Source organism: Devosia indica (genome assembly GCF_003056405.1).
GTDB classification, from domain to species: Bacteria; Pseudomonadota; Alphaproteobacteria; order Rhizobiales; family Devosiaceae; genus Devosia; species Devosia indica.
Genome location: NZ_PYVZ01000006.1, coordinates 173,922 through 197,738, shown reverse-complemented (window position 1 = coordinate 197,738; position 23,817 = coordinate 173,922). Strand labels below are relative to the sequence as shown.

26 protein-coding genes and 3 tRNA genes are annotated in these 23,817 nt (G+C 60.9%); 12 read left to right on the top strand and 17 right to left on the bottom strand.

All coding sequences use genetic code 11. The features are described 5' to 3' along the window. The first annotated feature begins 218 nt into the window (after positions 1-218). Entirely contained in the window at positions 219-518 is a 300-nt protein-coding gene (locus tag DDE76_RS20125; RefSeq protein WP_104894544.1) for a DUF7684 family protein, read from the top strand. 266 nt (positions 519-784) lie between these two features. Here the strand turns inward: DDE76_RS20125 and DDE76_RS08380 are convergent, their stop codons facing one another. Continuing rightward, on the bottom strand, positions 785-1,888 hold the full coding sequence (locus DDE76_RS08380; protein ID WP_157955720.1) for an FRG domain-containing protein: 1,104 nt from the start codon (positions 1,886-1,888) through the stop codon (positions 785-787). Positions 1,889-1,974: 86 nt separating this feature from the next. Here DDE76_RS08380 and DDE76_RS19530 point away from each other — a divergent pair, with 86 nt between their 5' ends. Beyond that, positions 1,975-2,316, top strand: coding sequence for a hypothetical protein (locus DDE76_RS19530; RefSeq protein WP_157955719.1), 342 nt, complete (start codon positions 1,975-1,977; stop codon positions 2,314-2,316). Here the strand turns inward: DDE76_RS19530 and DDE76_RS08370 are convergent. From DDE76_RS08370 to DDE76_RS08335, 8 genes are all read right to left on the bottom strand, one after another. Then, entirely contained in the window at positions 2,306-3,106 is an 801-nt protein-coding gene (locus tag DDE76_RS08370; RefSeq protein WP_104894541.1) for a DNA adenine methylase, read from the bottom strand. The two genes, DDE76_RS19530 and DDE76_RS08370, sit on opposite strands and share 11 nt — an antisense overlap. 169 nt (positions 3,107-3,275) lie before the next feature. After that, on the bottom strand, positions 3,276-6,833 hold the full coding sequence (locus DDE76_RS19525) for a hypothetical protein (RefSeq protein ID WP_157955718.1): 3,558 nt from the start codon (positions 6,831-6,833) through the stop codon (positions 3,276-3,278). 10 nt (positions 6,834-6,843) lie between these two features. Beyond that, a complete protein-coding gene (locus DDE76_RS08360; protein ID WP_104894539.1) occupies positions 6,844-8,391 on the bottom strand; it encodes a phage tail protein in 1,548 nt (515 codons plus the stop codon). After that, complete coding sequence (locus DDE76_RS08355; protein ID WP_157955717.1) at positions 8,313-8,846, bottom strand: DNA-binding protein; 534 nt, start codon at positions 8,844-8,846, stop codon at positions 8,313-8,315. Before DDE76_RS08355 ends, DDE76_RS08360 begins: the two co-directional genes overlap by 79 nt. A gap of 8 nt (positions 8,847-8,854) precedes the next feature. After that, positions 8,855-9,319, bottom strand: a complete 465-nt coding sequence (locus tag DDE76_RS08350; protein ID WP_104894537.1) for a hypothetical protein — start codon at positions 9,317-9,319, stop codon at positions 8,855-8,857. Between the two features lie 3 nt (positions 9,320-9,322). Next, entirely contained in the window at positions 9,323-10,204 is an 882-nt protein-coding gene (locus DDE76_RS08345) for a ParB/RepB/Spo0J family partition protein (RefSeq protein ID WP_104894536.1), read from the bottom strand. Continuing rightward, positions 10,201-10,386 (bottom strand): hypothetical protein, encoded by a 186-nt coding sequence (locus tag DDE76_RS08340; protein ID WP_104894535.1) that lies wholly within the window; start codon positions 10,384-10,386, stop codon positions 10,201-10,203. The genes DDE76_RS08345 and DDE76_RS08340 overlap by 4 nt, the downstream gene beginning before the upstream one ends. Next, positions 10,386-10,697: a helix-turn-helix domain-containing protein gene (locus tag DDE76_RS08335; RefSeq protein WP_104894534.1), complete on the bottom strand. Its 312-nt coding sequence runs from the start codon at positions 10,695-10,697 to the stop codon at positions 10,386-10,388. Before DDE76_RS08335 ends, DDE76_RS08340 begins: the two co-directional genes overlap by 1 nt. 148 nt (positions 10,698-10,845) lie before the next feature. Here DDE76_RS08335 and DDE76_RS08330 point away from each other — a divergent pair, with 148 nt between their 5' ends. Continuing rightward, positions 10,846-11,595 carry a S24 family peptidase gene (locus DDE76_RS08330; RefSeq protein ID WP_157955716.1) on the top strand — a complete coding sequence of 250 codons (750 nt, stop codon included), beginning with the start codon at positions 10,846-10,848 and terminating at the stop codon, positions 11,593-11,595. An 8-nt stretch (positions 11,596-11,603) separates the two neighbouring features. Further along, a complete protein-coding gene (locus tag DDE76_RS08325; protein WP_104894532.1) occupies positions 11,604-11,888 on the top strand; it encodes a TM2 domain-containing protein in 285 nt (94 codons plus the stop codon). Positions 11,889-12,310: 422 nt separating this feature from the next. Here the strand turns inward: DDE76_RS08325 and DDE76_RS08320 are convergent. The 4 genes from DDE76_RS08320 to DDE76_RS08305 form a co-directional block, all read right to left on the bottom strand. Continuing rightward, positions 12,311-12,385: transfer RNA gene (locus DDE76_RS08320), tRNA-Glu, on the bottom strand. Between the two features lie 48 nt (positions 12,386-12,433). Next, positions 12,434-12,508: transfer RNA gene (locus tag DDE76_RS08315), tRNA-Glu, on the bottom strand. A gap of 93 nt (positions 12,509-12,601) precedes the next feature. Further along, positions 12,602-13,078 (bottom strand): YcbK family protein, encoded by a 477-nt coding sequence (locus DDE76_RS08310; RefSeq protein WP_157955715.1) that lies wholly within the window; start codon positions 13,076-13,078, stop codon positions 12,602-12,604. A 133-nt stretch (positions 13,079-13,211) separates the two neighbouring features. Further along, positions 13,212-13,634: a VOC family protein gene (locus tag DDE76_RS08305; protein ID WP_104895056.1), complete on the bottom strand. Its 423-nt coding sequence runs from the start codon at positions 13,632-13,634 to the stop codon at positions 13,212-13,214. A gap of 189 nt (positions 13,635-13,823) precedes the next feature. Between DDE76_RS08305 and DDE76_RS08300 the strand changes: the two genes are divergently transcribed. Beyond that, a complete protein-coding gene (locus DDE76_RS08300; RefSeq protein WP_425430620.1) occupies positions 13,824-14,444 on the top strand; it encodes a cold-shock protein in 621 nt (206 codons plus the stop codon). Positions 14,445-14,483: 39 nt separating this feature from the next. After that, the gene (locus tag DDE76_RS08295; protein ID WP_245891844.1) at positions 14,484-14,972 is read left to right on the top strand and encodes a DUF192 domain-containing protein; all 489 of its coding nucleotides are present in this window, start codon (positions 14,484-14,486) and stop codon (positions 14,970-14,972) included. Here the strand turns inward: DDE76_RS08295 and trhA are convergent. Continuing rightward, positions 14,956-15,642, bottom strand: a complete 687-nt coding sequence (gene trhA / locus DDE76_RS08290; protein ID WP_245891843.1) for a PAQR family membrane homeostasis protein TrhA — start codon at positions 15,640-15,642, stop codon at positions 14,956-14,958. The two genes, DDE76_RS08295 and trhA, sit on opposite strands and share 17 nt — an antisense overlap. A 130-nt stretch (positions 15,643-15,772) precedes the next feature. On the opposite strand from trhA, the gene DDE76_RS08285 reads away from it, so the two are divergent. Beyond that, complete coding sequence (locus DDE76_RS08285) at positions 15,773-16,330, top strand: ArsR/SmtB family transcription factor (RefSeq protein WP_198650869.1); 558 nt, start codon at positions 15,773-15,775, stop codon at positions 16,328-16,330. Between the two features lie 3 nt (positions 16,331-16,333). Here the strand turns inward: DDE76_RS08285 and DDE76_RS08280 are convergent, their stop codons facing one another. The 3 genes from DDE76_RS08280 to DDE76_RS08270 all read right to left on the bottom strand — a co-directional run bounded on the left by DDE76_RS08280 (position 16,334) and on the right by DDE76_RS08270 (position 18,372). Further along, positions 16,334-17,035, bottom strand: coding sequence for an HAD hydrolase-like protein (locus DDE76_RS08280; RefSeq protein WP_157955714.1), 702 nt, complete (start codon positions 17,033-17,035; stop codon positions 16,334-16,336). 155 nt (positions 17,036-17,190) lie between these two features. Further along, positions 17,191-17,267 (bottom strand) — tRNA-Arg (locus DDE76_RS08275). Positions 17,268-17,325: 58 nt separating this feature from the next. After that, positions 17,326-18,372, bottom strand: coding sequence for a LacI family DNA-binding transcriptional regulator (locus DDE76_RS08270; RefSeq protein ID WP_104894526.1), 1,047 nt, complete (start codon positions 18,370-18,372; stop codon positions 17,326-17,328). 224 nt (positions 18,373-18,596) lie between these two features. On the opposite strand from DDE76_RS08270, the gene DDE76_RS08265 reads away from it, so the two are divergent. The 5 genes from DDE76_RS08265 to DDE76_RS08245 all read left to right on the top strand — a co-directional run bounded on the left by DDE76_RS08265 (position 18,597) and on the right by DDE76_RS08245 (position 23,817). Beyond that, positions 18,597-19,838: an ABC transporter substrate-binding protein gene (locus DDE76_RS08265; protein ID WP_104894525.1), complete on the top strand. Its 1,242-nt coding sequence runs from the start codon at positions 18,597-18,599 to the stop codon at positions 19,836-19,838. Between the two features lie 93 nt (positions 19,839-19,931). Continuing rightward, on the top strand, positions 19,932-20,873 hold the full coding sequence (locus tag DDE76_RS08260) for a carbohydrate ABC transporter permease (protein WP_104894524.1): 942 nt from the start codon (positions 19,932-19,934) through the stop codon (positions 20,871-20,873). Beyond that, positions 20,870-21,805, top strand: coding sequence for a carbohydrate ABC transporter permease (locus DDE76_RS08255; RefSeq protein ID WP_104894523.1), 936 nt, complete (start codon positions 20,870-20,872; stop codon positions 21,803-21,805). The genes DDE76_RS08260 and DDE76_RS08255 overlap by 4 nt, the downstream gene beginning before the upstream one ends. Positions 21,806-21,811: 6 nt before the next feature. Next, positions 21,812-22,894 (top strand): ABC transporter ATP-binding protein, encoded by a 1,083-nt coding sequence (locus tag DDE76_RS08250; protein ID WP_104894522.1) that lies wholly within the window; start codon positions 21,812-21,814, stop codon positions 22,892-22,894. A 173-nt stretch (positions 22,895-23,067) separates the two neighbouring features. Beyond that, the gene (locus tag DDE76_RS08245) at positions 23,068-23,817 is read left to right on the top strand and encodes a sugar phosphate isomerase/epimerase family protein (RefSeq protein ID WP_104894521.1); all 750 of its coding nucleotides are present in this window, start codon (positions 23,068-23,070) and stop codon (positions 23,815-23,817) included.

Below are 23,817 nucleotides of genomic sequence, written 5' to 3'. Positions count from 1 at the left end.
GCTTCGTAGGGGATTTCGGTTTGAGCAAGGGCCTCCGCTCCATCCGCCTTTGCAAACCAACTAGTTCTCGCCCAGAGGGTGATAGCCGATGGGTTCGGAGATGGATCTTCGCTACGGCAGCTTTCAGATGTCTTCAGTAAAGGCCTCGAAGGCCGCAATGGGGTCGCTTGCCGACTGTCGGCAATGGGCTTCGCGGCGTGTGTGGTATAAGCTTGCCCATGACTTATTCCCCGATCGTGATCCTTCACGCACCGCCTTATACCTCTCACAAGTTGGCCGCCTTTGTCGCGGAATGCGTGAGCCGCGATGTGCGTCTCATCTGCGTGGTAGGACCAGACTGCGAGAGAGTTCACGACGTCATCGACGAACTTATCGTAGCCGACGGATCCAGCTCAAATGGCCACAATCTCATGACCACATGGCATACCAATGAGACAATCGCGCAAGTGAAGAAGTTCGCTGAGCAGTACGCTAGCGGGAACGCAATGCCCAACGACGTCCAAGAGATCACGTTATAAGTTGCATCCGGCGCGCACAGCGGAACGTATCGCGGCCACCAAGGCATCTGCTAGACGACGTCCGCCTGTGGGAGCCGCTAGGCGGAAGCGCTATCACCGATTTGGGGTCGACTCCTGCCGCCGCCAAAAAGATATCCCCGCACCCAATTCCTCCCTTATCCTCCTCCCATCACTCCCGCGATGGGCGGACTGCAGCGAACAGTTGCGGGAGGAGCCGGTGAGACTGGATTTGTAGCGCGCAACTTCAATTGGCGGCGCGCGCAACTTCAATTGGCAGCAAGTTTCCAATCAGTAGCAGGGTCAAAAAACTGGTGGGTCAATGCCTCGCAAGCACCATCCAGTCCAGGGAACAATGAGCCAGCCGTTACACCCATCTGCACGAGATCGCTAAAAACTTCCGCTCTCTCCGAGTACGGCAAATCGTAGGCTTCAATGATCGGACCATGAGCGTGTTCAAACACGTCTAGATAACCCTCGATATCGTCCACATTTGATAGTGCCGAAAGAGATTGCTGCGGCATTGCTCGCGGATTTTCGATGGCAAGCGGGTAGAGCAGCGAGAAGTGGGGGCCGCTAAGTGAAAGACTAGCAAATTGCCTTAGGCCCGACCACTTAAGACGGTCTAGCCGGATGATTCTGACTTTGCCTTCTGGGGGAGCTACTGGGCTGCGGAAAGCGAAGAATGCCGCCACGTAAGGCGATTCAGACCAATCGAGCAGCGGTGTAGGGAAGCCATGGTGCTGTAGCAGGTGCAAAAACGCTACCTTGCCCTCGAGTGTTGTCATGTCGAAGATGTGCTTTGTTCGGCCCGTCAGCGCCCGCCAAACCCTAGCTAAGTCTTCGTGCTCATACCTAGTAAGGTCGCTTCTGCCGCTACGATGGAAGGAAGTCCTCAGGCGCCAAGGCTGCTGCTGCCCGCGCCAAATAAGGTCGCCCCGGTTCCCTCCGCGGCAGACATCTTTGAACTCCTTCCAGGTCCCCACATCAGTGCGCACGCGCAGCTGGGATGGAAGCTGATGATTGGGATGGGGTACTTCTGCAGAACCTGTGCTGTCTCGATGCGACCATTCCACCTGCAGACGATCGGCAAGCAACAATATCTTGATATCTGCCGTATCTGCCACGCCGTTGGGGAACTCCCTAGCGACCTCTTCTACCGAAAGCGGCCGACCGTCCGGCCACACCGGCATGAACTGTAGGCCTTCTCTGGATAGGATGCGCTCCTCTGGTACCCGAACTTGAGCCAGCCAATTTACTCTGCCTGGCCCCACCAATACGCAGATCGTCCCATCCCAGCCTGCACCTGTTCGGCGATCAAGGTCGATTACGACGTTGAATTCAGGGTCGTGTCTGACGATTATCCACTGCAACGACTATTCTCCCGCGTCTGGCGCGACGATTCTCACGCACCGATCAATCGGTCACAAGCCGGACCTTTACGCAACTTTGTGGAGACATGCGACGTCACACCCTTCTCGCGATCCCGTTTCCTTACCCCGACATCCCCAATCCGATGCCGCCGTTTCCGGCCGCGCCGCCGATGGAGGCGACAGCGGCCGAGTTGGCGGGATGGTGGCTGGAGGTGGGCTGTTCGTGCGGTGCTGGGGGACGCAAATTGCTGCCCTTCCGGATGCTCGCGGCCCAACGCGGCTGGGACACGACATTGCGCAGCATTGTGAGCCGACTGCGCTGCAACGACTGTGGCGCCCGCCCCAAAGTCCTGGCCGTGGTGGAAAGCGCCAGCGGTGGTCCGGGACGCCACAATGCCAGTGACCCTAAACGCCTGGTCATCCGGTAATCACCAGCTCCCGTGCTTTCTGCCCCCCTCCCTGGACGCTGTAGGTGGTTTCCGCCTCGACCCTATCAAAGCCTGCAAACAGCTCGCGGACCTCCGGAACGTCGTTGATCGACAGGATGAAGCGGCCTTCTAGCCCCCTTAAACGACTGGCCATGTCTTCGAACTGGTCGCGGCCGAACATGGCTTTGCCGTAGTCGTCTTCCGAGCCCCAGTAAGGCGGGTCCAGATAGAACAGCGTGCCTGCGCGATCATAGCGGGTCAGGAAGTCCTGCCAGCGCAGGTTCTCGATGGTGACACCGGCCAGGCGCTGGTGAATGGCATCGAGCTGGGGCGCCAGGGTGATGATATTGAAACCGGCCGAGCTGCTGACATCGACCCCGAAACTCCGCCCCGCCACCTTGCCGCCAAAGGCTAGGCGCTGGAGGTAGAGGAAGCGGCCGGCACGCTCCAGGTCCGTCAGGGTGGCCGGATCGCTGGCCATCAGGCGGTCGAACTCGCGGCGTCCGGAGAGCTGGAATTTGAGTGTCTCCATGAACTGCGGATAGTGGCGCTGCAGGATGCGGAACAGGTTCGCCACATCGCCCGAATAGTCATTGATGACTTCGGCCCTGGGCGCCAGGCGTCGCTTGAGGAAGATACCGCCCATGCCGACAAAGGCCTCGGCATAGGTGGTGTGCGGGATGGTCTCGATCAGCGCAGTGATGCGCTTGGCCAGATTGCGTTTGCCGCCGATATACCCGGCCGGGGTGCGTGTGGGGTCAACGCTTCGCATTTGAGCGAACTTGTCCATGATTCCTTGGTCTCGACATGATCCAACCGGCCGCGCCCACCTTGCGTGGGTGGCGGGTTGAAAGTGTCTCGTTGCGCTTTTGGGGTGGACGCCAATCCATTGCCCCAGTCGAGGTGCGTTCCACACCTCGGCCGCCCGTCACCAGCACGGCGACGGACCGGTGATTCTGCTATTTGGCGACCCAGCCGGTATTGCCCGAGCCGCTCTCTTTCACCCAGAAGGTTTGCCCGGCGCCGCCCGTCTTGTTGAGGTAGCGTGAAGCGATGGGCGCTGTGACCACGCCTTCAGGAGAGCCCACCCCCTTGAGGACACCAATATCGTCGGCGACATCGAGGTAGAGATTTACCGACCGCTCCGTGCCATCAGCTCCCCGATACCGCACCCGGAGACGATTGTTGGCGGGCGCATCAATGTTCAGCTCACCGTTGTTGAAGGGGTTGTGGTCCGCACCGGGATAGAGGCGCAAACGGGTTGCATGAAGCTCGTTGATCCGGGCGTCACCCGCTCCCAGGTTCTGCGTTCCTATAGGTCGGAGTGCGCCTTCCAGAACGCGCCACTGTTCGGCCAAAGCACCGGCTGCGGTCCGTACGAAGAGGCCAAGCCGGCCGCGCAGATTGCCGCCAGCAGGCGCGCCATAGGCAAAGGCTGCAATGCGGGCGGCTTCAACGTCATTGCCGTCATCTGCGCGCCCCATGGCGCGAATGCGCATCAGCTCGTCGCCGTCCAGCACCGCGCTTGGTGCACCGTCCGTGCCCCGTCGCCGGATGAAGGTTGAGATCGGCACCACCGCACCATTCAGCTCAGTCGTGGCGCCAAAGGTGCCCAGATAGGCGCCGCGCAGGCGATTGGTGCCGAGCCCGGCATAGCTGACATCGTCCTGGACCGGGACCAGGTCATCGTTCAGCACCCAAACCTCGGTGAAGGTGCCGGCGCTATTGCGCCGGGCGATCAGCCATTCGCCCTCGACATTGCCAGCGGCCGGGTTGGCCTTGGCGCGCAGCACCATGCGACCGGCTACGACCATTTCGCCATCATCGGCACGCCCCTCGCCATCAATCGAGACCAGGGGATCATATTGCTGCACGGCCGCCGGCGCGGCCTCGGTGCCACGCACGCGCGAGCCACGGAAAGTCGGAATGCCATTGACGCCGATGCCGATGGCCTGGAACCCCTCGGTACCCAGGCCGACCACTGCGCGCATGAATGACTGCAAAGCCGTGCGGAAGCCGGAGACTTTTTTGGTGGCAGTAACCTGTGTCGGCCGCAGGCTGGAGCGGTACCAGGAGCGATTGCCGGCGACTTCGGGCGCCGGCGTCGGATTGGTGGTGCCGACGATCCGGTCGGCCTGGCGCGCCGAGAGGTTGTTGTTGTGCACCAGGTCATGGACGCGCACCGAGCCATAGCTGTTCTGATTGTCCCAATAGATGAAGCCAGGCGCGCCTTCGAGCGAGGTGCCCGTGACCGCATCGAACGACAATGCGGTGATCACATCGCCCACGAAGATCGTGCCGTACGGGTTGACGGGGAAGCCCTCGACATCGCCCCGATAATAGCCCGAGGAGCGGATCAGGACGGCGTCGAAATGGGTGACGAGGTCCGGGCGCCCCGGCACGGGCACGTTGCGGCCATGCGTTTTGACCCGCCGCAGATCGAGGTTCAAACCCTCTTCAATGTAGAGAGCGCAGCTATTGAAGACCTCGATATTGAGCGCGGTAATCTGGAAATCGTTGGTCTCGTTGTACTGCAGCTCGGTGCTGGAAATGTCGAACACCGGGCTGGCCACCACCACGGTGTCAGCGACCGTGGCAGAGGCATTGCGGTCAAGCGTGGCGGTGGTGAAGTCGCCGCTGACAGCCGTGATCTGGGCGCGCAGCGGGCGCGTGCCCGAGGTGGAGCCCAGTGTGCCGCCGGTGTTGCCGGCGCGCGCACCGAAGACATAGACCCAGCGACCCACATCGCTTGCCGCCAGGCAGGCATTCTCAAAGACGAGCTGGTTGGATGCGTCGTCAATCGACGCGCGGGACGGCTCCCAGATCGCGGCGCGCGCCGCCGAGGCCAGCTGCGCTGTTTCGACCACCTCGGCCGTCGTCCCGTTCGTCACGCTATCGATGACCAGGGCCTGCTGTTCGCCGGACAGTTTGATGACCCGGCCAACATCCCCAGCGGTGAAGTGGGCCTCGCTGGCCGTCAGGGTGGTTTCGCCCTGGTTGATCGAGAACGTCACCCCGTCCGCATTCTTGCGCACGAAGGTATGGCCGCCGCCAAAGATCGTCACATCCTCGACGATGGAGTTGAAGATGCCCGACATGGCGATGGCCGAGTTGTTGCGGGCATTGGCATGAAGCCGGGACAGACGAACGTCAGACGCATTGGGATAGCGCAGGAACATCGGTGCATCGGGATCGGCGATCCCACTCCCCACGCGCCAGCTCATGTCGCTGATGGTCATGGCGGTAGAGCGCATGTTGAGGTCCGACCCATCGCCATAGCCATCCGGGTTGACGACGCGGAGCATGGCTTTGTCGACCCCGGCAAAGTTGGCGATCAGCGCGGTGGCACGCGTGCCCTGGCCCTTCAAGGTCAGCGGTTCGATATGGGTGGCGCGCTCCCAGAACAGGTCCAGCTCATCAGCCACGGCAATATGGCCAGCAGGCAGTTCCAGCACGCCCGCCATGGAGGCACGCGCATAGTCGATAGCCGCCTGCAACAGCGCGCGCTGGTCGACCGCCTCGGCCTCGGCGGCGCTATTGAAGCCGATCACCCCGAACTCGCTGGCCAGCACCGTCTCGCCCACGGCCAGGCGCAGTTTGAAGACAAGTGCACCACTCTCAACACGATAACGCGTGCGCCGGCCGCCCCTGGTCTCGTCCGCGAACACTTCGACCACCTCGCCTTCGGACAAGCCGCCCAGCCCGGCCGAGGCCTCGGCATAGGTGTCAAAGAAGGTGGCAGCGCCCGACGCCTCGGCGGCGGCTTTGGCAATCTCGGCATCGGCCTCGGCCGAAGCGCTGGCCTGTTGGGCCAGAACCCGGTCGGCGGCGGCGGCGATCGCATGATTGCCTGCTTCGGTCGCCTTGGTTCCGGCTAGCCCGGCAGCCGCCTCGGCCGCGACGCGGTTGATGGCGCTGTCCGTATCGGTCAGGAGACGGAATGCGGCGCCGGCATCCACAAAGCTGACCAGCATGCCAGCCTTGAGGCCTCCGTTCGGAATGGCGGTGCCGGCCGCGCCCAGCAATGGCTTGGCGCCAGCCTCATTGAGATTGATCGTCATCCCCGCCGTGTTGTCGGCAAGGATGGGCAATATGCCGATTGTCGGCATGCTGCCGCCGACGAGCGGCAGCGACGTGGTGACCGTCAGGTCGTTGGCCGAGCCGCCGCCATTGGCGCAATTGACCACGCCGAAGGGCAGCGGCATCGCCCATTCCCATGTCTTGGGGACGCCGTCGACGATCCGGTAGATGCCGCGATTGGCCGCGACCGGGTCATCATAGACCCAGCCCATGAATGGCTCGTCGGGGGTCAGATCGGCCTCCAGCTCGGCCCGTGTGGCGTAGAGCCCGGCATTGGCCCCCAATGCCTTGATCGGGGCCGACTGGAGCAGCAGGTTGGCCATGTTGGCGACCGGGATGACGACTGTCTGGCGCTCGCCGAAAGCCGTACGATTGCCAACCAGCTCGTCGACTACGGTGCGGGAGGGAAGATTTGGCGTTGTGATGCCGGCTGCCATGGCTTGATCCTCAGATGACATCGACGCCTGCGAGCGCATAGGGTGCGCTCTCCAGGCCATCGGCGTTGACGGTGGTGATGAAGTAGAAGTGAGCGCCCTGGACCAGGCTGGTCGCGCTCTGTTCGAACAGCACGATGCCATCAAGGCTGCCGTCGAAATCGCTGTCGGCCGCAAAGGTCAGGGTGTCGTTTCCGGCGTCGGCCACCAGGCTGCCAAGGGCGGTGCCGTTGGTCGCCAGATCCGGCCCGTTTACGGCCGAGCCGCCCGTCAGCCGAATGGTGACATCGCCGGCGGTGCGGTCGGCCAGGATAACGCGATAGCGATAGGTCTTGTCCTCGGTGAGCGCGGTCGCCTGCTCAAGATCGCTCGCGACGCCTGGTACCTTTGTCGCCTTGCCGCTGGCAATGGACCAGCCGGTCCCCGTCGACCAGTCGGCGCCATCGTCAAAGCCGGGGTCCAGCACAAGATTGGCGCGCGTGGCATCGCCATCGACATGGGCGTAGGAGCTGGACGGCAGGACGCCGGCCAGGGTGGCCACCAAATTGGCCGTGCCGAACGTGGCGGTATTGCCGCGATAGATGCGCACCTCGGCAACACGCTCATCGGCTGGCGTGGCCAGAACCAGGCTGGCATTGCCGAGCCCCGGCACCACAGAGGCGGAGACGATGGGGTCAGGCGCGCCAATCGGCTCGGGAATGGTCGTGGTGGCCACATCGGTATAGAGCGAGCCGACGCCGCCCTGGCTGATCGCCTGCACCTGCCATTCGACCTCGTCGGCCGGGTCATATCCGCCAATGGTAATAGCGCCGGCGCCGACCGGAACGATGACGGCGGCCGACCAGGTGACAGCCCCGTCAAGGCGATGCTGCAGGGCGAAGTTGGCCACCGGCACGGCACTGCCAGTCCCTGGCGCCAGCAGGACCGTGAATCCATCCGGGTGGAGCTGGATGCCGTTGACCACGGGCTTGACCGGCGCGGTGGTGTCATTGGCGATGGCGCCGCCGACGCGGCCATCCCAGGCCGGTGGCACTTCGGCCGCCGTCAAGGCGTCGACCTCGGGGGCTTCGGCCACCGCTGAAATGATCGAGGTCATGTCCTCGCCCGCTTCGACGCCGGTGACAATGAGCGCGATGCTCTCCTTGCCTGCCTCGCCGAAGTGAATGGTCTCTCCCGGCGCCGGCATCGGCCCGGCGCCAGTCAGGATGATGGCCCCCTGTTCGCCGACATCGAGCTGCACGGCGCGGGTAACGCTTTGCATGCTCTCGCCTTCGCCAAAGACGCGGTACCGGCAGGCATAGGACTTGCCCTGTTCCATGGTCACAGTGCCGGCCAGCTCGACCAGGGCGCCCTCGATGCGCAGCGCGCGGTGCACGGCCAGGGTGTGTTCCAGGGTGTCGAAGGCGCCGATAACTCGGTCGCCGCGCGTCACCCGGCGCGCCGAACCGGCCTGCACGGCCGTAAAGCGGTCGGGGCGATAGATCAGCTCATACATGCGCCGGCGCGCATCGATCCAGACCTGGTCCGGATCGGTGATCCGTCGCGTTTCGCCGCGCGCCACCGGTCGATCGACCGCTTCGAAATGGTCGGAATAAGATCCGTCACCCAGCCTTCAATCCGCAGGGTACGGGCATTGTACTTGTCCATGAAGATCTGCAGGTGCGAGCTGTGGCGCAGCTTCGGCAGGCCCTTTACCAGGTCATCGAATGCCGCAACGATCGCCAGGCGTGCATCCCGCTCGCGGGCAGCGCGGCCAGACAGTCCGACATCGATGTCCGACCCTGCCGGTTCTGCGGCCACGGGGACGCCGACCACCATATTGCGCTGCATCAGCTCAACCTGCGCAAGTGTGGGCAGGATGCGGGTGTCGTATTCGAGCCCGCCGCCTCTTCCCTGCCGCGCGCGGACGAATGCAGGATTTGTATCCCAGCGCTCTGCGGCCGCCTTCGCTGTCACTCCGCGCTTGGTTTTGGGCATGCCGGGCAGATTGGCCGCTGCGATCTCTGCCGCTGTCATCCACGTTCTCATGACCGGCCTTTCAAACGCGCAGAAAGGGCCAGCCGGCGCGCTTCTAGGTCGCGCGACTTCTCTTCAATCAGGTGCATTTCGATGATGTCGCCAAACTTGGCGGGAACGGCGATGAAGCCCAGCACCTGCGGGATGAACCCCAGCAGGCTCTCCGCCTCCAGGACCTTGACCATGGCACAGAATGCATCGAGCGGAATGCGGTGGGTGGTGCTCGCTTCCGAGGACCACTTGTCCAGCATGTCTTTGGTGACGGAACGATGCAGCTCCAGTGTCATCAGACCGGCAACCGTTTCGCGGTTGAGACCCTGCTCGTCCTGCGCATCGCGCAATGCCTGGCTGATCAAACGGGCGATCTTGTTTTCCATTGGCCCGCGACCAGCGACCTCCGTGCCATAGCCAGCGGCAACCTGGGGTGGTTCCCAGGCCAGCAGGTCCATGGTGCGGGTGTCGCGGCGGGTCATGGGCTAGCGCTTCTGTTCCGCGACCCAAAGCAGGATCGCTTCCTTGTGAAGGTCGAAGAACTGGTGCTGCTGGGCAGGGGCCAGGCGGGAGAACCGCTCGCTCATCTTTTCCCAGGGCGTCAGCGCGGCGGTCGGCGCAATGTCATCGATGATGCCAATGGCGTCGGCCACGCTGACGGCGCCGTTGATCAGCTTGTCGATGATCAGGGCCTGACGAGTCGGCGGCTGGGAAACCAGCGACAGCAGCTCTGACTGGTTGTTCGCAATCGGCAACAGGCTGATGCGCTGGCGGTTCGCGTCACCGAGGGCAGCGATCTTGAGGCTGCGGAACACATTGGCGCGGGAGAGACCTAATGCTCGTTGCGCGGCAACGGTGAAGGCGGCAGCGAAGGTCTCGGCAGCAGCATCAACCGCGTCGTCGCCGATCAAAGTCTCAACTTGAGACTTTGACTTGGAGCGGCGATCACCACCCCGCTTCACGGCGCCTTGGACGGTCTCGTAAACCTCGCGCCAGGCGGCGACATCGAAGGCCTTGTCGAGTACCGAGAGCTCGCGCCGCATGAAGTTTTCGGCGATCTCAACCAGCTTGATCTGGGAGTGATGTCGGAAGTCGCTGCGCTGCCAGACAATCGCGCGGATGTTTTGGTGCCCGGCCTTCAATTTGGCGGCGTAGCGATGCCCGCCAGTCACCAGCTCGAAGCGACCCTCAACTTGCAGCACATCAATTGGAGTACGCTGCCGGTTATCCCGGAACTCGGCAGCCAGGGTTTCGACCCAGTCGGGGTCAAGGGCGCGACGGCCGGCGGGCACGTCGATCAGCGCAAGCGCGATGTCGCGCAGGTCAGTCCCCGGAGCCGGAACGGCAGCGGTCTGTTCGATAGTCATGGAAGAGTCACCAGAAAGATGATGTAGGGGGCAAGGATCACCGCGGCCGCAATGGCGCCGTAGATCAGATTGTCGAGAGGGGAGTAGCCGCGGACCAAAACGTGCCGGTCCCCGTCGCGCTCCTGCCACTCCGGGCGGCGCTGCAGAAGGTCAGCAAAGCGGACAATCATTGACCGGGCCATCAGCTTGCCCTCCGAGTCTCGTCAACACGAACGTGTTCGTTTTGACTGGCGGCGTGGCGCGGACTCCGGCTAGTCTTGATCTCGTTGGCCCGCCCGTTGAGGTAGAGGTTGGGGAACAGGGTCCGGAATGGGATGCCCAGGGCCGAGGCAATCGCCTGTGCGCCTGTGCGATTGCTACCCAGCAAGCCGTGTCGGACCTGGCTTCCTTTGATCCCTGCCAGTTCGGCGATGGCTTCCATAGTCAGGCCACGTCGGCCGATCTCGGCCTTGATGGCATGCCGGTCCCACACGACCGGCTCCGTCTTGGTCATTTCTAACCCCTGTACTGACCGATCATTGGCGTGACCGGCTGGTGCGAACGCGAAACACGAAACTGAACACGAACGTAACCGACAAAAAGCGACTTGCCAACGCTAAAACACGGTTCCCAGTTGCGAAAAAGCCAGAGAGTGTCGCCAATTGACGAGTAGTGACGATAAATCAATGGATTGGGGGCGCTTTTCGTCGCCCAATGAAACTGGGAAAAGCGTTCCCACTTCCGCTTTTGAGCACAATGAGGAAATCGCTGGCCGCTTAAAGGCGGTCATCGATTCTGTCGGGGGGCTGGGGCGGGCTAGTGATATTGCCGGGGTCAGCAACGACGCACTGGCTAAATGGCGCGATGGCAAAGCTCGGCCGGCCTTTTTCGCATTGGCCACTCTTGCACGAGCCGCTGGTAAGTCCGCGGACTGGGTTTTGCTGGGTGATCAGGCGACCCCGGAAGGAACCAGGGCTCCTGCAGTCATGGCCGATGATTTTACCTTGGTACCGCGGTTAGGCGTTGAGGCGTCAGCGGGGCATGGCCTGGTCGCGCTAGCCGAGGAGGTGACGGAACGCCTTGCGTTCAAAACCGACTGGCTGCGGGAGATGGGGCTTTCCCCGTCGTTGGTGGGACTGGTGACTTGCCGTGGAGACAGCCAGGACCCGGTCATCAAGGATGGTGCGCTCATGCTCGTCGACATGCGCCCCGACCAGGTGATCCGCTCCGGGTGCTTTTATGTCATCGTGCTGGAGGGTGACGTCTTGGTTAAGCTCATAAACCGCCGCACTGACGGCACAATAGAACTCATCTCGCATAACGCCGCCTATCCCAAGGAAATCATTGACAGCCAACGACTTGATAAGCTCACCATTCCCGGCCGCGTCGTCTGGGCCGGCCAGAAGCTTTAGGGGGATACATGGCTTCAAATCTCGATAAATACATGCTCGTCGAGGCGCGTGTGGCCAACGAGCAAAAGAGCACTGGTGTTGCCTACGCGCTATGGTTCTTCCTGGGCATCCTATCGCTTCATCGCTTCTACCTCGGCCGCCCGGGGACCGCGATCCTGCAGATACTGAGCTACTTCATTATCGTAGGGTTCCTGTGGTGGATCATCGACGCTTTTTTGATCCCGAGTATGGTCGATAAGCACCGCGACAAGGTCCGTTCCAGGATCACCGGCGAGCTCGCGGCTTTCAACTGACCAACTGCTTCATTGCCATTTGAACTTGCGCGGCGCTCTCGGGGCGCCGTTGCCGTATCTGGCCTCTCGACGGCCCGTTGAAGCCCGGATTATCGGTCCTTTTACCGCCGAATCCCGGCAAATCCCGGCAAATCCCGGACACCCCGCCCCAGTGCCATCTGATGTTGCGCGTTACAGGATTCGCTCCAGGGCTCGTCTGCCAGTCGGGTCACCTTGCGACGAGCGATCAATAGGGGCCACGACGGCAGGAGAAACCCGGTGTTCCGAGGCGGCGACGTCTCTATTACTTAGTTTTACTGAGACGCACGCGCCTCGGGACACGTCCAATGCACAACCGGAGGTCGCGAACAGGCCGTCCGGCACAAAGTCATGGCCCGCACTCACAGCACCGGCCAGATCATCGAAGAAAGGAGAAGAAAGATTGGTACGCCCAAGGGGAATCGAACCCCTGTTTACGCCGTGAGAGGGCGTCGTCCTGACCGCTAGACGATGGGCGCACGGTCATCGCTTTGGCCTTGCCACATGCTTGAAAAGCAGGGGGAAGGTGGTACGCCCTAGGGGAATCGAACCCCTCTCTGCACCGTGAAAGGGTGCCGTCCTAACCGATAGACGAAGGGCGCATCAGCGCGATGGGCGTCGTATAATGGGGTGCTTTTGATTGTGCAACCCTGTTTGCGTTGATCCCGTACGCTTTTTTTCGCCGGGCCGACTTATCAACAGCCCGAAAAGGTCACCGGGCGCCGATAACCGCGGGGCCGATCGCGCACATCGACATGGATAAAGGTCCGGCCCGGATAGCAGCCCAGGCCCCCCACGCCGTCCACCGTCATGGCGAAAGCGATTAGCTCCTGCTTGGAGACACCGGGAATGTAGAAGTCTGCAGCCATGCACTTGGTATGATAGGAATTGTCAGCGCCGCCCACCGAGGCATTGTGGAACGGGTTCCGATAGCCCGAATTCATCACCACCTTGCGCCCGAACCGCCCTTCGAACTCCCAGATGACGAATCGCAGCTTGGGCGAAATGCACAGCGCATTGACATTGTTGGAGCTGACATAAGTGCCCCAATCCTGCTTCAGGCCCGAATATCCGGCGCCGCTGCCGCTGGCGAACATGGCCATGGGCAGGCATCCGGCCAGGAAGAGGGCGGTGGCAAGAGTAGCGGCGAAGAGACGAAGCAGACGAGACATGGCGACCTTCCCGAGGCGTGTCGCGATTGCGCAACAGGCAATGGGCATTGGGGTTTGGTCGCTAAAATTAGAGCGGTTTCGCTAACCGCGCGCTAAGTGGCACGGTTAGCGAGAGCTTAACACTGGCAGATTGCTACCAGGAGCCGGTATTGGGCATCGAGGCCCAGGGCTCCTTGGGGTCGAGATGACCGTCCTGGATCAGCTCGACCGAAATGCCGTCGGGCGAGCGCACAAACGCCATGTGTCCGTCCCGCGGGGGCCGGTTGATGGTGACGCCCATGTCGGAAAGGTGCTGGCAAAGCGCATAAATGTCCTGCACCCGATAGGCCAGGTGCCCAAAATTGCGGCCGCCGGCATAGGGTTCGGGATCGGGATCCCAGTTATAGGTCAGCTCGACTTCACCGCCCTCATCGCCCGGGGCGCGCAGGAAAATCAGGGTAAAGCGGCCCTTCTCATTGTCGGTGCGCCGCACCTCCTCGAGGCCCAGGCCCTGGCAATAGAACCGCAGGCTTTCCTCGACATCGGTGACGCGCACCATGGTGTGCAGATACTTCAAGGCAGTCTCCTTTGGCTGTGTATTGCGGCTCAGGCCTACCAAGCCCAAACACGCCCCGCAACAACAGGCGCAGGCACCTGTCAACAAAATCGCAAGACCTTCTTAACTTTTGCCGCTGAATCGGCGACACTGCACAAATCTAGTGAGGAGTACCCGCTTGTTGCGGGCGAGTGAAAAGGCGTTTGGAATATGGGGGCCAAAGGCAGTGGTGAGGGCCGTGACGCCATCAACCTGACACAGTCGGGCGGATCTTTGCGTGACGACCATATGCAGGGCGACCATCAGCAAGCCAGCGACACCATCGAGGTTGCGGGCACGATCAAGTGGTTCGATGCCGGCAAGGGTTTTGGGTTTATCGTTCCTGACAATGGCATGGCCGATGTGCTGCTGCACGTGACCTGTCTGCGCCGCGACGGCTACCAGACCGCCTATGAGGGCGCGCGCATTGTCGTCGAGGCCCTGAACCGCCCGGGTGGCCTTCAGGCGTTCCGGGTTGTCTCCATGGACGAATCTACCGCCCGCCATCCATCGCAGATGCCCGCGCCCAGGACCCACGTTGTGGTGGAGCCGACCTCTGGCATGGTGCGGCTGGAGGTGAAGTGGTTTAACCGCATTCGTGGGTTTGGCTTCCTGTCAGCCGGAGACGGCACGCCGGACGTCTTTGTCCACATGGAAACCCTGCGTCGTTTCGGCATCACGGAATTGCGTCCGGGACAATTTGTGCTGGTGCGCTATGGTCAGGGCCCCAAGGGCCTGATGGTTGCCGAAATTCGGCCCGACGGCTGGGGCGAGGCGCCGTCCTCGCACTAGGGACCTCATAGTCGCACAGCAGGGATACACTGCCCGAAAATGAACAGTTCGCCGATTTCGACCCGACGGGTCTCCCAACCGCTGCGGTCCGTTGCGGCGCTCGCAACAGCCATGCTGATCAGCCTTCCGCTGGCAGCCTGCAGCGACGAGACCCGGCTCGTCGTGCAGTCCGAAAATGGCGAACACGCTTTCACCGTTGAGGTCGTCGACACTCCCGAGACCCGCGCGCAGGGGTTGATGTACCGTCAGGAACTGGCGGACGATGCGGGCATGCTGTTCGACTTCCGGGAAGAGCGCCCGGTTTCGTTCTGGATGCGCAACACATATATTCCGCTCGATATGCTCTTCATTGAAGCGGACGGCACCATCCTGAACATCCATGTCAATGCGCGGCCGCACGACACCACGTCCATTCCCTCGGACGGACCGGTTCAATTCGTGCTGGAAATCCCCGGCGGACGTTCGGACGAGCTGGGTATCGCGGCAGGCGATACAGTTGAGCACCCGCGGATTACAGCCGCGCAATGACCATGCAGTCGATGACGGCCCATAGATGCAGACTGGCGCCGGCCACCACGAACACGTGCCAGAGGGCATTCTGGAATTTCAGCTTTTCCCACAAGTGGAAGATGATACCGGCCGAATAGGTCACCCCGCCCGCCAGCAACAACCACAATGTGGAAGAGGGCAGGGCCTGTCCGAGCGACTGGAACACCAGCACACCGCTCCAGCCGATCGCCAGATAGAGCAGGATAGCGACCCGCCCGAACCGCTCCGGTACAATCAGCTTGAGCGCCACCCCCACCAGCGACGCACCCCACACCAGGCTCATCATCACCACACCACTCGGTGTCTGGCCAAGGACAGCTAGGAACGGGGTATAGGAGCCGGCAATGAACAGGAAGATCGCCGCTTGGTCCAGCCGGGCCAGAAAATTCTTGGCCGGCGAATTGGGCCAGAGGTTGAAGGCCAGCGAGACGCCCAGCACCACCACAAGGGTCGCGACATAAACGGCCAGGGCGGGGAAGGCTTCAGGGGCCGTTTGCAGCAGCGCCAAGGTCAGGAGGATTGATCCTGCCGCCACCGCAACCACGAGGCCAAGAATGTGGACAATGGCATCCACGACTAGTTCAGCCCTGGAATAGGCCCGTCGCAGTCGCATGCCAATTCTGGCTTGAGCATAGGCAGCTTTGGTCATCATCCTTACTCCTTGCCCGCATCGTGTGGCGCGGATGTGACCAATCTCTTGCCGGTGCCGACGACTTGAGGCAAATGTGAGGAAAGACAAAGAATCCTGGTGAACAATCCCTTGCCGGTGCCAACCTGGCTTGACGGGTAACGTCGCCGTTACTTTAACCGGTGGCATGACCAGACGCTCAAAGCCCCCCATTGCCATCTATTCCGCACTGGCGGATGCCACGCGCTGCCGCATCGTTGAAATCCTGATGTCCGGCCCCATCCCTGTGCACACCTTGGCGGACGCGTTCTCGATCAGTCGTCCCGCCATTTCTCGTCACTTGCGTGTTCTCAAGACTGCCGGTCTGGTGGTCGAGGTCAAAAAAGGGCGCGAGAACCTCTACACGCTCAAGGCGGGCAAACTCAGCGGTGCGGTGAAGTGGCTCAATGCGATCGCTTTGCGGGAGTCCGAGGGTGAATCGGGCGAGGAAATAGCGCCCTCAGTGAGTGTGCCCAGCGCGCCAGGTGCAGCCACCGTTGGCACAACCGAGATGGCTGCAACACCTCGTCGGTCAGAGCGAAAAAAATCGGAACCTGCAGTGGTGCCCGGCAATATCGTGACAGAACCACCGCTGTTCGCGACCAAAGCCGACAAAGCCCCGCGCCCCGCCAGGTCGGCTGAGCTGAACCAGATGGGGTTCGATTTCTAGACTTTAGAGTTGTGGCGCCGAGAGGTGCGGCATCAGCGGCGAGTCTGACGGATACAGGTCAAAGGTCTGCTGAACCGTTCGTTCGAAATCGGCCGGCGTCCACATGATCTGGCTGGGTGAAAGGCGAGATTCTACCGCGCCGAGTGCGGCCCGCGCCCCCAATGCGATGGGGCGGATGGTCTGGCCAATCACCTGTGATGCAGCCAGCGCCGCGCCGATATCCTTGCTCTGATCACCGACATACCAGATGACATCGCTGCGCCGCAGATCACGGCCCAGTCCATGCAGCGCCGCAACGATCGAATCGGGCCATGGCTTTCCGCGGGACACATCCTCTCGGAAAATGGCTGCGCTGAAATACTTCCGCAGATCAAATGTCTGCAGAACGTCATGTCCGTAGCCCCGTCCCAGCCCGTTGCTGACAACGCCGAGGGTCACGCCCTCGGCCTTGAGCGTTTCCAGCACGCTTCGCATGGTTTCACATGGCTCAAGCATTTGCTCGACGCTTTTGCGGCGGACCTTGTGAATTGCCCGATGGACCAGCAGCTTTGGGCTGCGGCGGGGCGCTGTCAGGTTCCGGCGCGCCAGTCGAAAGCGCGCAACAAGCCTGCCCCCGCGGTGCGAGCAGTCGTCAAGGAACTCCAGCATCTGCAGCACACGCGGATTGATGTGGTGCACCAATGTCCCATCGAGATCGAATAACACGATGGTAGGTCGGTTTGCGTTGTTTGCCAGTGGATCTGCCCCCAATTGCGTCCACAGGTTGACGCAATTCGGCTGCGTGGACAACCCTTTTTGGGGACGTTCCATGGCCCTGTCGTCCGCCTGCGAGCCCTCTCGGCCGCAATCGCGGAAAGGGTTGGCGATCCCGACAGGATTCGAACCTGTGACCAACAGCTTAGAAGGCTGCTGCTCTATCCAGCTGAGCTACGGGACCGAACAGGGCCTGTTTAACTCATTTTTCCCCCAAGGCCATACCCCTCAAGCAAATGCTCTCAACCACTTGTTCTCAACGGCAGATGTGCCGTGCTTTCGCGAACGATGAGTTCGGAATTGAGGACAATGCGCATGGGGCCGCGCCGGTGCTCTGCGTCCTCCAGAATGTCGATCAGCATTTCGGCGGCCATCCGCCCCAGCAATTCTCGCGGTTGCCGCATGGTCGTCAGGGGTGGCGTATAATGGGCGGCAACCCCAAGGTCGTCGAAACCGATCATGGAGATGTCACGAGGGCAAGTCAGGCCATATTGGCGTAACCCCGACAAGAAGCCGATTGCCGATTCGTCATTGGCGGCAAAGACTGCGGTCGGGCGCACGCTGAGGGACATGAAATGTGCGGCGGCAGCAAATCCGCTCTCCATGTCGAAGTTGCCGCGAAACAGCCATTGCTGTTGCACTGGAAGATCGGCCTGTGTCAGCGCATTGGTGTAGCCGGCCAGTCTGTCACGCGCGACCACATTGCCCTCGGGCCCCAGGAGATGCGCGATCTGGCGATGGCCCAGATCAATCAGATGGCGCGTCGCGCGCTCGCCCGCCGACAGATTGTCAGTCAGAACGGTATGAAATCCCGAGTTCGGAATCTCCTCGCAGGCGACGACCAGCGGCACTGAATTGGGCGGCCGGACCAGACTATGCAGCGACGAGAGGTCCAGCGAGCCATCGAGCAACAGCAATCCGTCGGCCCGATTGGACAGCATGTAATCCTGCAATCTTTGGGCTGGTGATCTGGCTAGGAACAGGTTGGCCACAAGCACGCCGTAGCCCCGGTTGGTGGCCTCGCGCTCCACCGCATCCAGAATGGATGAGAAGAAGGAATTCCGGATGTCGGGCAAGGCTACCAGTATGGTTTTTGCCGTCCGTTGGCGCAAAGACCGCGCCGCCTGGTTCAAAGTGTAACCGGTTACACGAATGGCCTCCGAAACACGGGCCCGTGTGCTCTCGCTGACCCTGTCGGGGCTCGACAACGCGCGGCTCACGGTGGCAGTCGATACGTTCGCCGAACGCGCAACATCTTGTATTGTCGGCGTTTTTCTCGTTTCGGTCATTGCTGGCAGCGCCCCCTCTCGCTGTCAGTTATGGAAACGATCTAAATCGAACTTGACATCTCCGCAAGGCTTGTATGAAACTCCTGAAATCGATTGCACAACCGGTTTGTACGCTGTAGTGCAATCGATTACACACAATTGTGGGTTGCTTGATTGGAAGAGCAGCTATGCAATTGGTGCACCGCTGGAGCATAAGCTCCTCGTGTTCGTTGGGAGGACAACCTATGAAAAAGTTTGCAGTGGTTGCCGCTATGGCAACTGCTTTCCTTGGCTCCACGTCTGCGTATGCCGTGGATCTGGAAGTGACCCACTGGTGGACCTCGGCTGGTGAAGCCGCGGCCATTGCCGAATTTGCCGAGCTGTTTGAAGAGCAAACTGGCAACAACTGGGTCGATAGTGCGCTGGCCGGCTCCGGCACCGGCGCGAACCCCGTCATCATCAGTCGCATTATCGGCGGTGACCCGATGGGCGCCACCCAGATGAATACCGGCCGTGACGCCGAAGAACTCATCCAGGCCGGCCTCATGCGCGACCTGACTCCGATCGTTGAAGAAATGGGCGGTCTCGACTTCTACGTCGATCAGTCCCTGCTTGAGCCGTGCATGTATGAAGGCGGCATCTACTGCCTGCCGATCAACATTCACTCTTGGGACTGGCTGTGGGTCTCCACCGCCGCCTATGAGGAAATTGGTCAGCCCGTGCCGACCAACTGGGATGAGTATGTGGCCTCCTGGCCAGCTCTCCAGGAAGCAGGCATTCTCCCCTTCGGTCTGGCCACTGGCTGGCCCTTCTCGGGTGTTCCGGGTGTGCTGATGTCTGGCCTGGGTGGTTCGGATCTCGTGCTCGCCATCAACCGCGACAAGAGCGCCGAAGCTGTTCGTGGGCCGGAGTTCCGCAAGGTTGCCGAGGCTCTCGACAATCTTCGTTCGGTGATCTCGCCTGAAATGATGGTGCCGTCCTTTGGTGACGTGGGCAATCAGATCCTGGCTGGCGAAGTTGCTGGCAACATTCATGGTGACTGGCTTGCCGGTGACCTGCAGGTTGCGGGTGGCGTTGCCGGTGAAGATTATGAATGTCTCCCCGCTCTTGGCCTTGGCGATCAGCTGACCGGTGGCGGTGACTCGTTCTACTTCCCGGTTCTGCCCGAAGGTACCGATCCGGCCGTGATTCAGGCTCAGGCCGATCTGGCCAAGATCCTGATCTCGCCGGAAGGCCAGTTGAACTTCAACCTGGTCAAGGGTTCCATGCCGATCCGCACGGATATCGATCTGTCGGCTGCCAACCCCTGCATGCAGAAGGCAATTGGCATGCTCGAAAATGGCCTGCTGCCTTCGGGTGACTTCGCTCTCTCCAGCGACACCCAGCAGCAGCTCCAGGATCTCAACACCGAGTTCCTCGACGACGACAGCATCACGGTCGACGACTATGTCGAGCGTTATGCCTCGATCATCGAGTCGGCAGACTGATCTGTGACTGGATGAGACCTTGTTCTCATCGTTAAATGTAGTGGTCGGCCTTGATCGACAAGGTCGACCACTTCCTTATGGAGAGAAATCGTAATGGCGGATACAGCCGTTGACACTGGAAGGGGCGCTGGGAATACCGGTCGGCGCGGCTTCCTTAGAAAAACCTTCCTTCACAATGTCCCCGCCAAGATCGCCGCCCTTCCGATGATGGCGACAGTGCTGGTCGTGTTCATTGGCTGTACCATCTGGACGGTCTACTACTCATTTACCAATTCCCGACTGCTGCCGAGCGGCGACTTCATCGGCTTCGAGCAGTATGAACGTCTCTTCGGCACCTCGCGCTGGAACGTTTCTGTCTGGAATCTGGTGACGTATGGCGCGATGTCGCTGGTCTTTACCCTCGGGTTCGGTTTCTTGCTCGCGGTTTTGATGGACCAGAAGATTCGCTTCGAAAGCGCCTTCCGCACCATCATGCTCTATCCCTTTGCCCTCTCCTTCATTGTGACGGGCCTCGTCTGGCAGTGGATTATGAATCCGACGCTTGGCCTGCAGGGAACGATGCGGAACCTGGGCTGGGAAAGCTTCACATTCGACTGGATTGCCAATCCGCGCATGGTTTTGTTCGCCCTATTGATCGCTGGCCTCTGGCAGGGCGTGGGCTTCTGCATGGTGCTCATGCTGGCAGGCCTGCGCGGCGTCGATGAAGAGATCTGGAAGGCAGCGCGTGTGGACGGCATTCCGACCTGGCGCACTTACATCTCCGTCGTCATTCCCATGATGCGCGGCGTGCTGGTGACGGCCGTGGTACTGATTGGTTCCGGCATTGTCCGCCTTTATGATCTTGTGGTCGCTCTGACCAATGGCGGTCCCGGTATTTCCTCGGAGGTGCCAGCCAAATACGTCTACAATTACATGTTCGGCGCTGGCAATATTGGCCAGGGTCTCGCTGCGGCAACGATGATGCTGCTGACTGTTTTGATCATCATGGTGCCTTGGGCCTATCTTGAATTTGGTGGAAAGGGTCGCCGCTCATGAGCCAGACCGCAACCATGACCGGGCCCGCCCCGGACACGCACACAAAGGTGGAATCCGGCCCCCGTGGTCCGCGCCCCAAGCCTTTCTTTACCCCGCAAAAGATCATCATCTATTCGATCCTGGTCTTTTTCACCCTCTACTTCCTGTTCCCGCTCTATGTGATGCTGGTCACCTCGTTCAAGACGATGCCCGAAATCCGTTTCGGCAACATCTTCGCGCTGCCCAGCCAGATCAGCTTCGATGCCTGGGTCAAGGCCTGGACCAGCGCCTGTACTGGCTTGACTTGCGAGGGGCTCGCCCCCGGTTTCTGGAACTCGGTGAAGATCACGATTCCGTCGACCATTGTGTCCATCTTCATCGCCGCCGTGAATGGCTACGCGTTGGTCAACTGGCGTTTCAAGGGTTCGGAAATCTTCTTCTCCATCCTGATCTTCGGCTCGTTCATACCCTATCAGGTCATGCTCTATCCGCTGGTGATGATTACTCGTGAACTGGGCATCTTCGGCACTCTGCAGGCTGTCATTCTCATCCACACCATCTTCGGCATGCCGATCCTGACACTGCTGTTCCGTAACTATTTCGCGTCGCTTCCGCAGGAGCTGTTCAAGGCAGCACGCGTGGATGGGGCAGGGTTCTGGCGCATCTTCTTCGAGATCATGCTGCCCATGTCGCTGCCGATCTTCGTTGTTGCGTTGATCCTGCAGGTCACCGGTATCTGGAATGACTTCCTGTTCGGTGTAGTCTTTGCGGGCACGCAGAACCTGCCCATGACCGTGCAGCTCAACAACATCGTCAACTCGGCTCAGGGTACGCCCGAATACAACGTCAACATGGCCGCAACCGTGCTGACCGGGCTTGTGCCACTGATCATCTACTTTGTGTCCGGCAAGCTGTTTGTACGCGGCGTCGCCGCCGGCGCCGTGAAGGGATAATTACCGATGCAAACCAGTGTTTCCATCAAGGACCTCTCGCTCAACTTCGGTAGCGTGAAAGTTCTCGAACACCTCAATCTCGACATCGCAAAGGGTGAATTCATCGTCCTGCTCGGGCCTTCGGGCTGCGGCAAGTCGACCCTGCTGAACTGTATTGCGGGGCTGCTGGACGTCTCGGACGGCCAGATCTTCATCAACGGCAAGAATGTCACCTGGGAAGAACCCAAGGACCGCGGCATAGGCATGGTGTTTCAGTCCTATGCCCTCTATCCGCAGATGTCGGTCGAGCGGAATCTGTCCTTTGGTCTGCGTGTTGCCGGCATGCCCAAGGCGGAAATCGACCAACGCGTGAAGCGGGCGTCCGAGATCCTGCAGATCGAGCCCTTGCTAAACCGCAAACCGGCCAATCTCTCGGGTGGTCAGCGCCAGCGCGTTGCCATCGGCCGCGCTCTGGTGCGCGACGTTGACGTGTTTCTGTTCGACGAGCCCTTGTCCAACCTTGATGCCAAGCTCCGCTCGGATCTGCGTGTCGAGATCAAGCGCCTGCACCAGCGGCTCAAGAACACCATGATCTACGTGACTCATGACCAGATCGAGGCCCTGACCCTGGCAGACCGCATTGCCATCATGAAGAATGGCGTCATTCAGCAATTGGCCGACCCGCACACCATCTACAACAAGCCCGTCAACCTCTACGTGGCTGGCTTTGTCGGTTCGCCATCGATGAATTTCATCGAGGGCACGCTGAACGGTCCTACCTTCACTGCGGCAGACGGCACGGCCATCCCCGTCGGTACCTATGACTTTGTCGGTGCCACCTCTGGTTCAACCAAGGCGATCCTGGGTGTTCGTCCAGAACATATCTTCGTCGGTGAGGCTGCGGCCGATATGCCGTTCAAGACAGAGGCCGAGATCGAAATCGTCGAGCCCATGGGGTCCGAAACCCTGGCCTGGACAACTGTTGCCGGCGTGTCGGTCACGTTCCGTTGCAGCAGCGACATTGATATCCATGCTGGCGACAAGATTCAGGTCGGCTTTGATATTGCACGTGGTTCGCTGTTCGACGCGGGCACAGAAGAGCGGCTCTAAGCCGGTCTCAACAAATTGGGCGGCGCCCCAGGGGCGCCGCTCCGCCGGATTCCGGTATCCACTTTACTTTTGCGGCAGTCGATCTGTCCGGGCGCGGCGACGCCAGCCCCTGGCCAGGCTATCTCCCGGTCCGACGCGACACCGTGTTTCAAACATCCCTGACGAGGCCAATCATGGACTTTTCGTACCAGCTTTACAGCGCCCGCAATGAGGCGTCCCTCGACGACACGCTCAAGACCCTGTCCAGCCTGGGCTATACCCAGGTCGAGGGCTGGGGCGGCCAGTTCGAGGACCCTGCGGCACTTGCCCAGAGTCTGAAGAATGCAGGCCTGACCATGCCGACCGCCCATATGGGCTATGGTCAGCTTGAGGACACCGACGCGGCCCTCAAGATCGCCGAAACTGTCGGCATTCAGACCGTTTATTGCCCTGCGCCTCCGTCCGAAGCTTTCCGCACCGGCGGCGGAAACTGGCAGGAATTTGCCGAGGGGCTCGCGAAAATCGCAGCTGCCTTCAAGGCTGCCGGCAAGGGCTTCGGCTACCATAACCACCACTGGGAATTCACCAAGGATGCCAACGGCAAAACGCCGATCGAGCTCATTCTTGAAGCATCCCCCGATACGCAGTGGGAAATGGACTTGGCCTGGGTCGTCCGCGCCAACGAGGATCCGATCTTCTGGATGGACAAACTTGGCAGCCGCATCACCGCGGTTCACGTCAAGGACATCGCGCCTGCCGGGGAAAAACTCGATGAAGATGGCTGGGCCGATGTCGGCATGGGCACCTTGGACTGGCCAAACTACATCAACCAGATCAAGGCCAAGACCAAGGCCCGTTACTTCGTTGCCGAGCATGACAAGCCGAGCGATGCCATCCGCTTTGCACGCAATGCTGCGGCCGCTCTCAAGGGATATGGGGTCTGA

Excerpts from the sequence above, each read along its gene's own strand:
- DDE76_RS20125 (WP_104894544.1), top strand. The coding sequence starts at position 219 with ATGACTTATTCCCCGATCGTGATCCTTCACGCACCGCCTTATACCTCT.
- DDE76_RS19530 (WP_157955719.1), top strand. The coding sequence starts at position 1,975 with ATGCGACGTCACACCCTTCTCGCGATCCCGTTTCCTTACCCCGACATC.
- DDE76_RS08370 (WP_104894541.1), bottom strand. The coding sequence starts at position 3,106 with ATGGACAAGTTCGCTCAAATGCGAAGCGTTGACCCCACACGCACCCCG.
- DDE76_RS19525 (WP_157955718.1), bottom strand. The coding sequence starts at position 6,833 with ATGGCAGCCGGCATCACAACGCCAAATCTTCCCTCCCGCACCGTAGTC.
- DDE76_RS08355 (WP_157955717.1), bottom strand. The coding sequence starts at position 8,846 with ATGACAGCGGCAGAGATCGCAGCGGCCAATCTGCCCGGCATGCCCAAA.
- DDE76_RS08350 (WP_104894537.1), bottom strand. The coding sequence starts at position 9,319 with ATGACCCGCCGCGACACCCGCACCATGGACCTGCTGGCCTGGGAACCA.
- DDE76_RS08345 (WP_104894536.1), bottom strand. The coding sequence starts at position 10,204 with ATGACTATCGAACAGACCGCTGCCGTTCCGGCTCCGGGGACTGACCTG.
- DDE76_RS08340 (WP_104894535.1), bottom strand. The coding sequence starts at position 10,386 with ATGGCCCGGTCAATGATTGTCCGCTTTGCTGACCTTCTGCAGCGCCGC.
- DDE76_RS08335 (WP_104894534.1), bottom strand. The coding sequence starts at position 10,697 with ATGACCAAGACGGAGCCGGTCGTGTGGGACCGGCATGCCATCAAGGCC.
- DDE76_RS08325 (WP_104894532.1), top strand. The coding sequence starts at position 11,604 with ATGGCTTCAAATCTCGATAAATACATGCTCGTCGAGGCGCGTGTGGCC.
- DDE76_RS08310 (WP_157955715.1), bottom strand. The coding sequence starts at position 13,078 with ATGTCTCGTCTGCTTCGTCTCTTCGCCGCTACTCTTGCCACCGCCCTC.
- DDE76_RS08300 (WP_425430620.1), top strand. The coding sequence starts at position 13,824 with ATGGGGGCCAAAGGCAGTGGTGAGGGCCGTGACGCCATCAACCTGACA.
- DDE76_RS08295 (WP_245891844.1), top strand. The coding sequence starts at position 14,484 with ATGAACAGTTCGCCGATTTCGACCCGACGGGTCTCCCAACCGCTGCGG.
- trhA (WP_245891843.1), bottom strand. The coding sequence starts at position 15,642 with ATGACCAAAGCTGCCTATGCTCAAGCCAGAATTGGCATGCGACTGCGA.
- DDE76_RS08270 (WP_104894526.1), bottom strand. The coding sequence starts at position 18,372 with ATGACCGAAACGAGAAAAACGCCGACAATACAAGATGTTGCGCGTTCG.
- DDE76_RS08265 (WP_104894525.1), top strand. The coding sequence starts at position 18,597 with ATGAAAAAGTTTGCAGTGGTTGCCGCTATGGCAACTGCTTTCCTTGGC.
- DDE76_RS08260 (WP_104894524.1), top strand. The coding sequence starts at position 19,932 with ATGGCGGATACAGCCGTTGACACTGGAAGGGGCGCTGGGAATACCGGT.
- DDE76_RS08255 (WP_104894523.1), top strand. The coding sequence starts at position 20,870 with ATGAGCCAGACCGCAACCATGACCGGGCCCGCCCCGGACACGCACACA.
- DDE76_RS08250 (WP_104894522.1), top strand. The coding sequence starts at position 21,812 with ATGCAAACCAGTGTTTCCATCAAGGACCTCTCGCTCAACTTCGGTAGC.
- DDE76_RS08245 (WP_104894521.1), top strand. The coding sequence starts at position 23,068 with ATGGACTTTTCGTACCAGCTTTACAGCGCCCGCAATGAGGCGTCCCTC.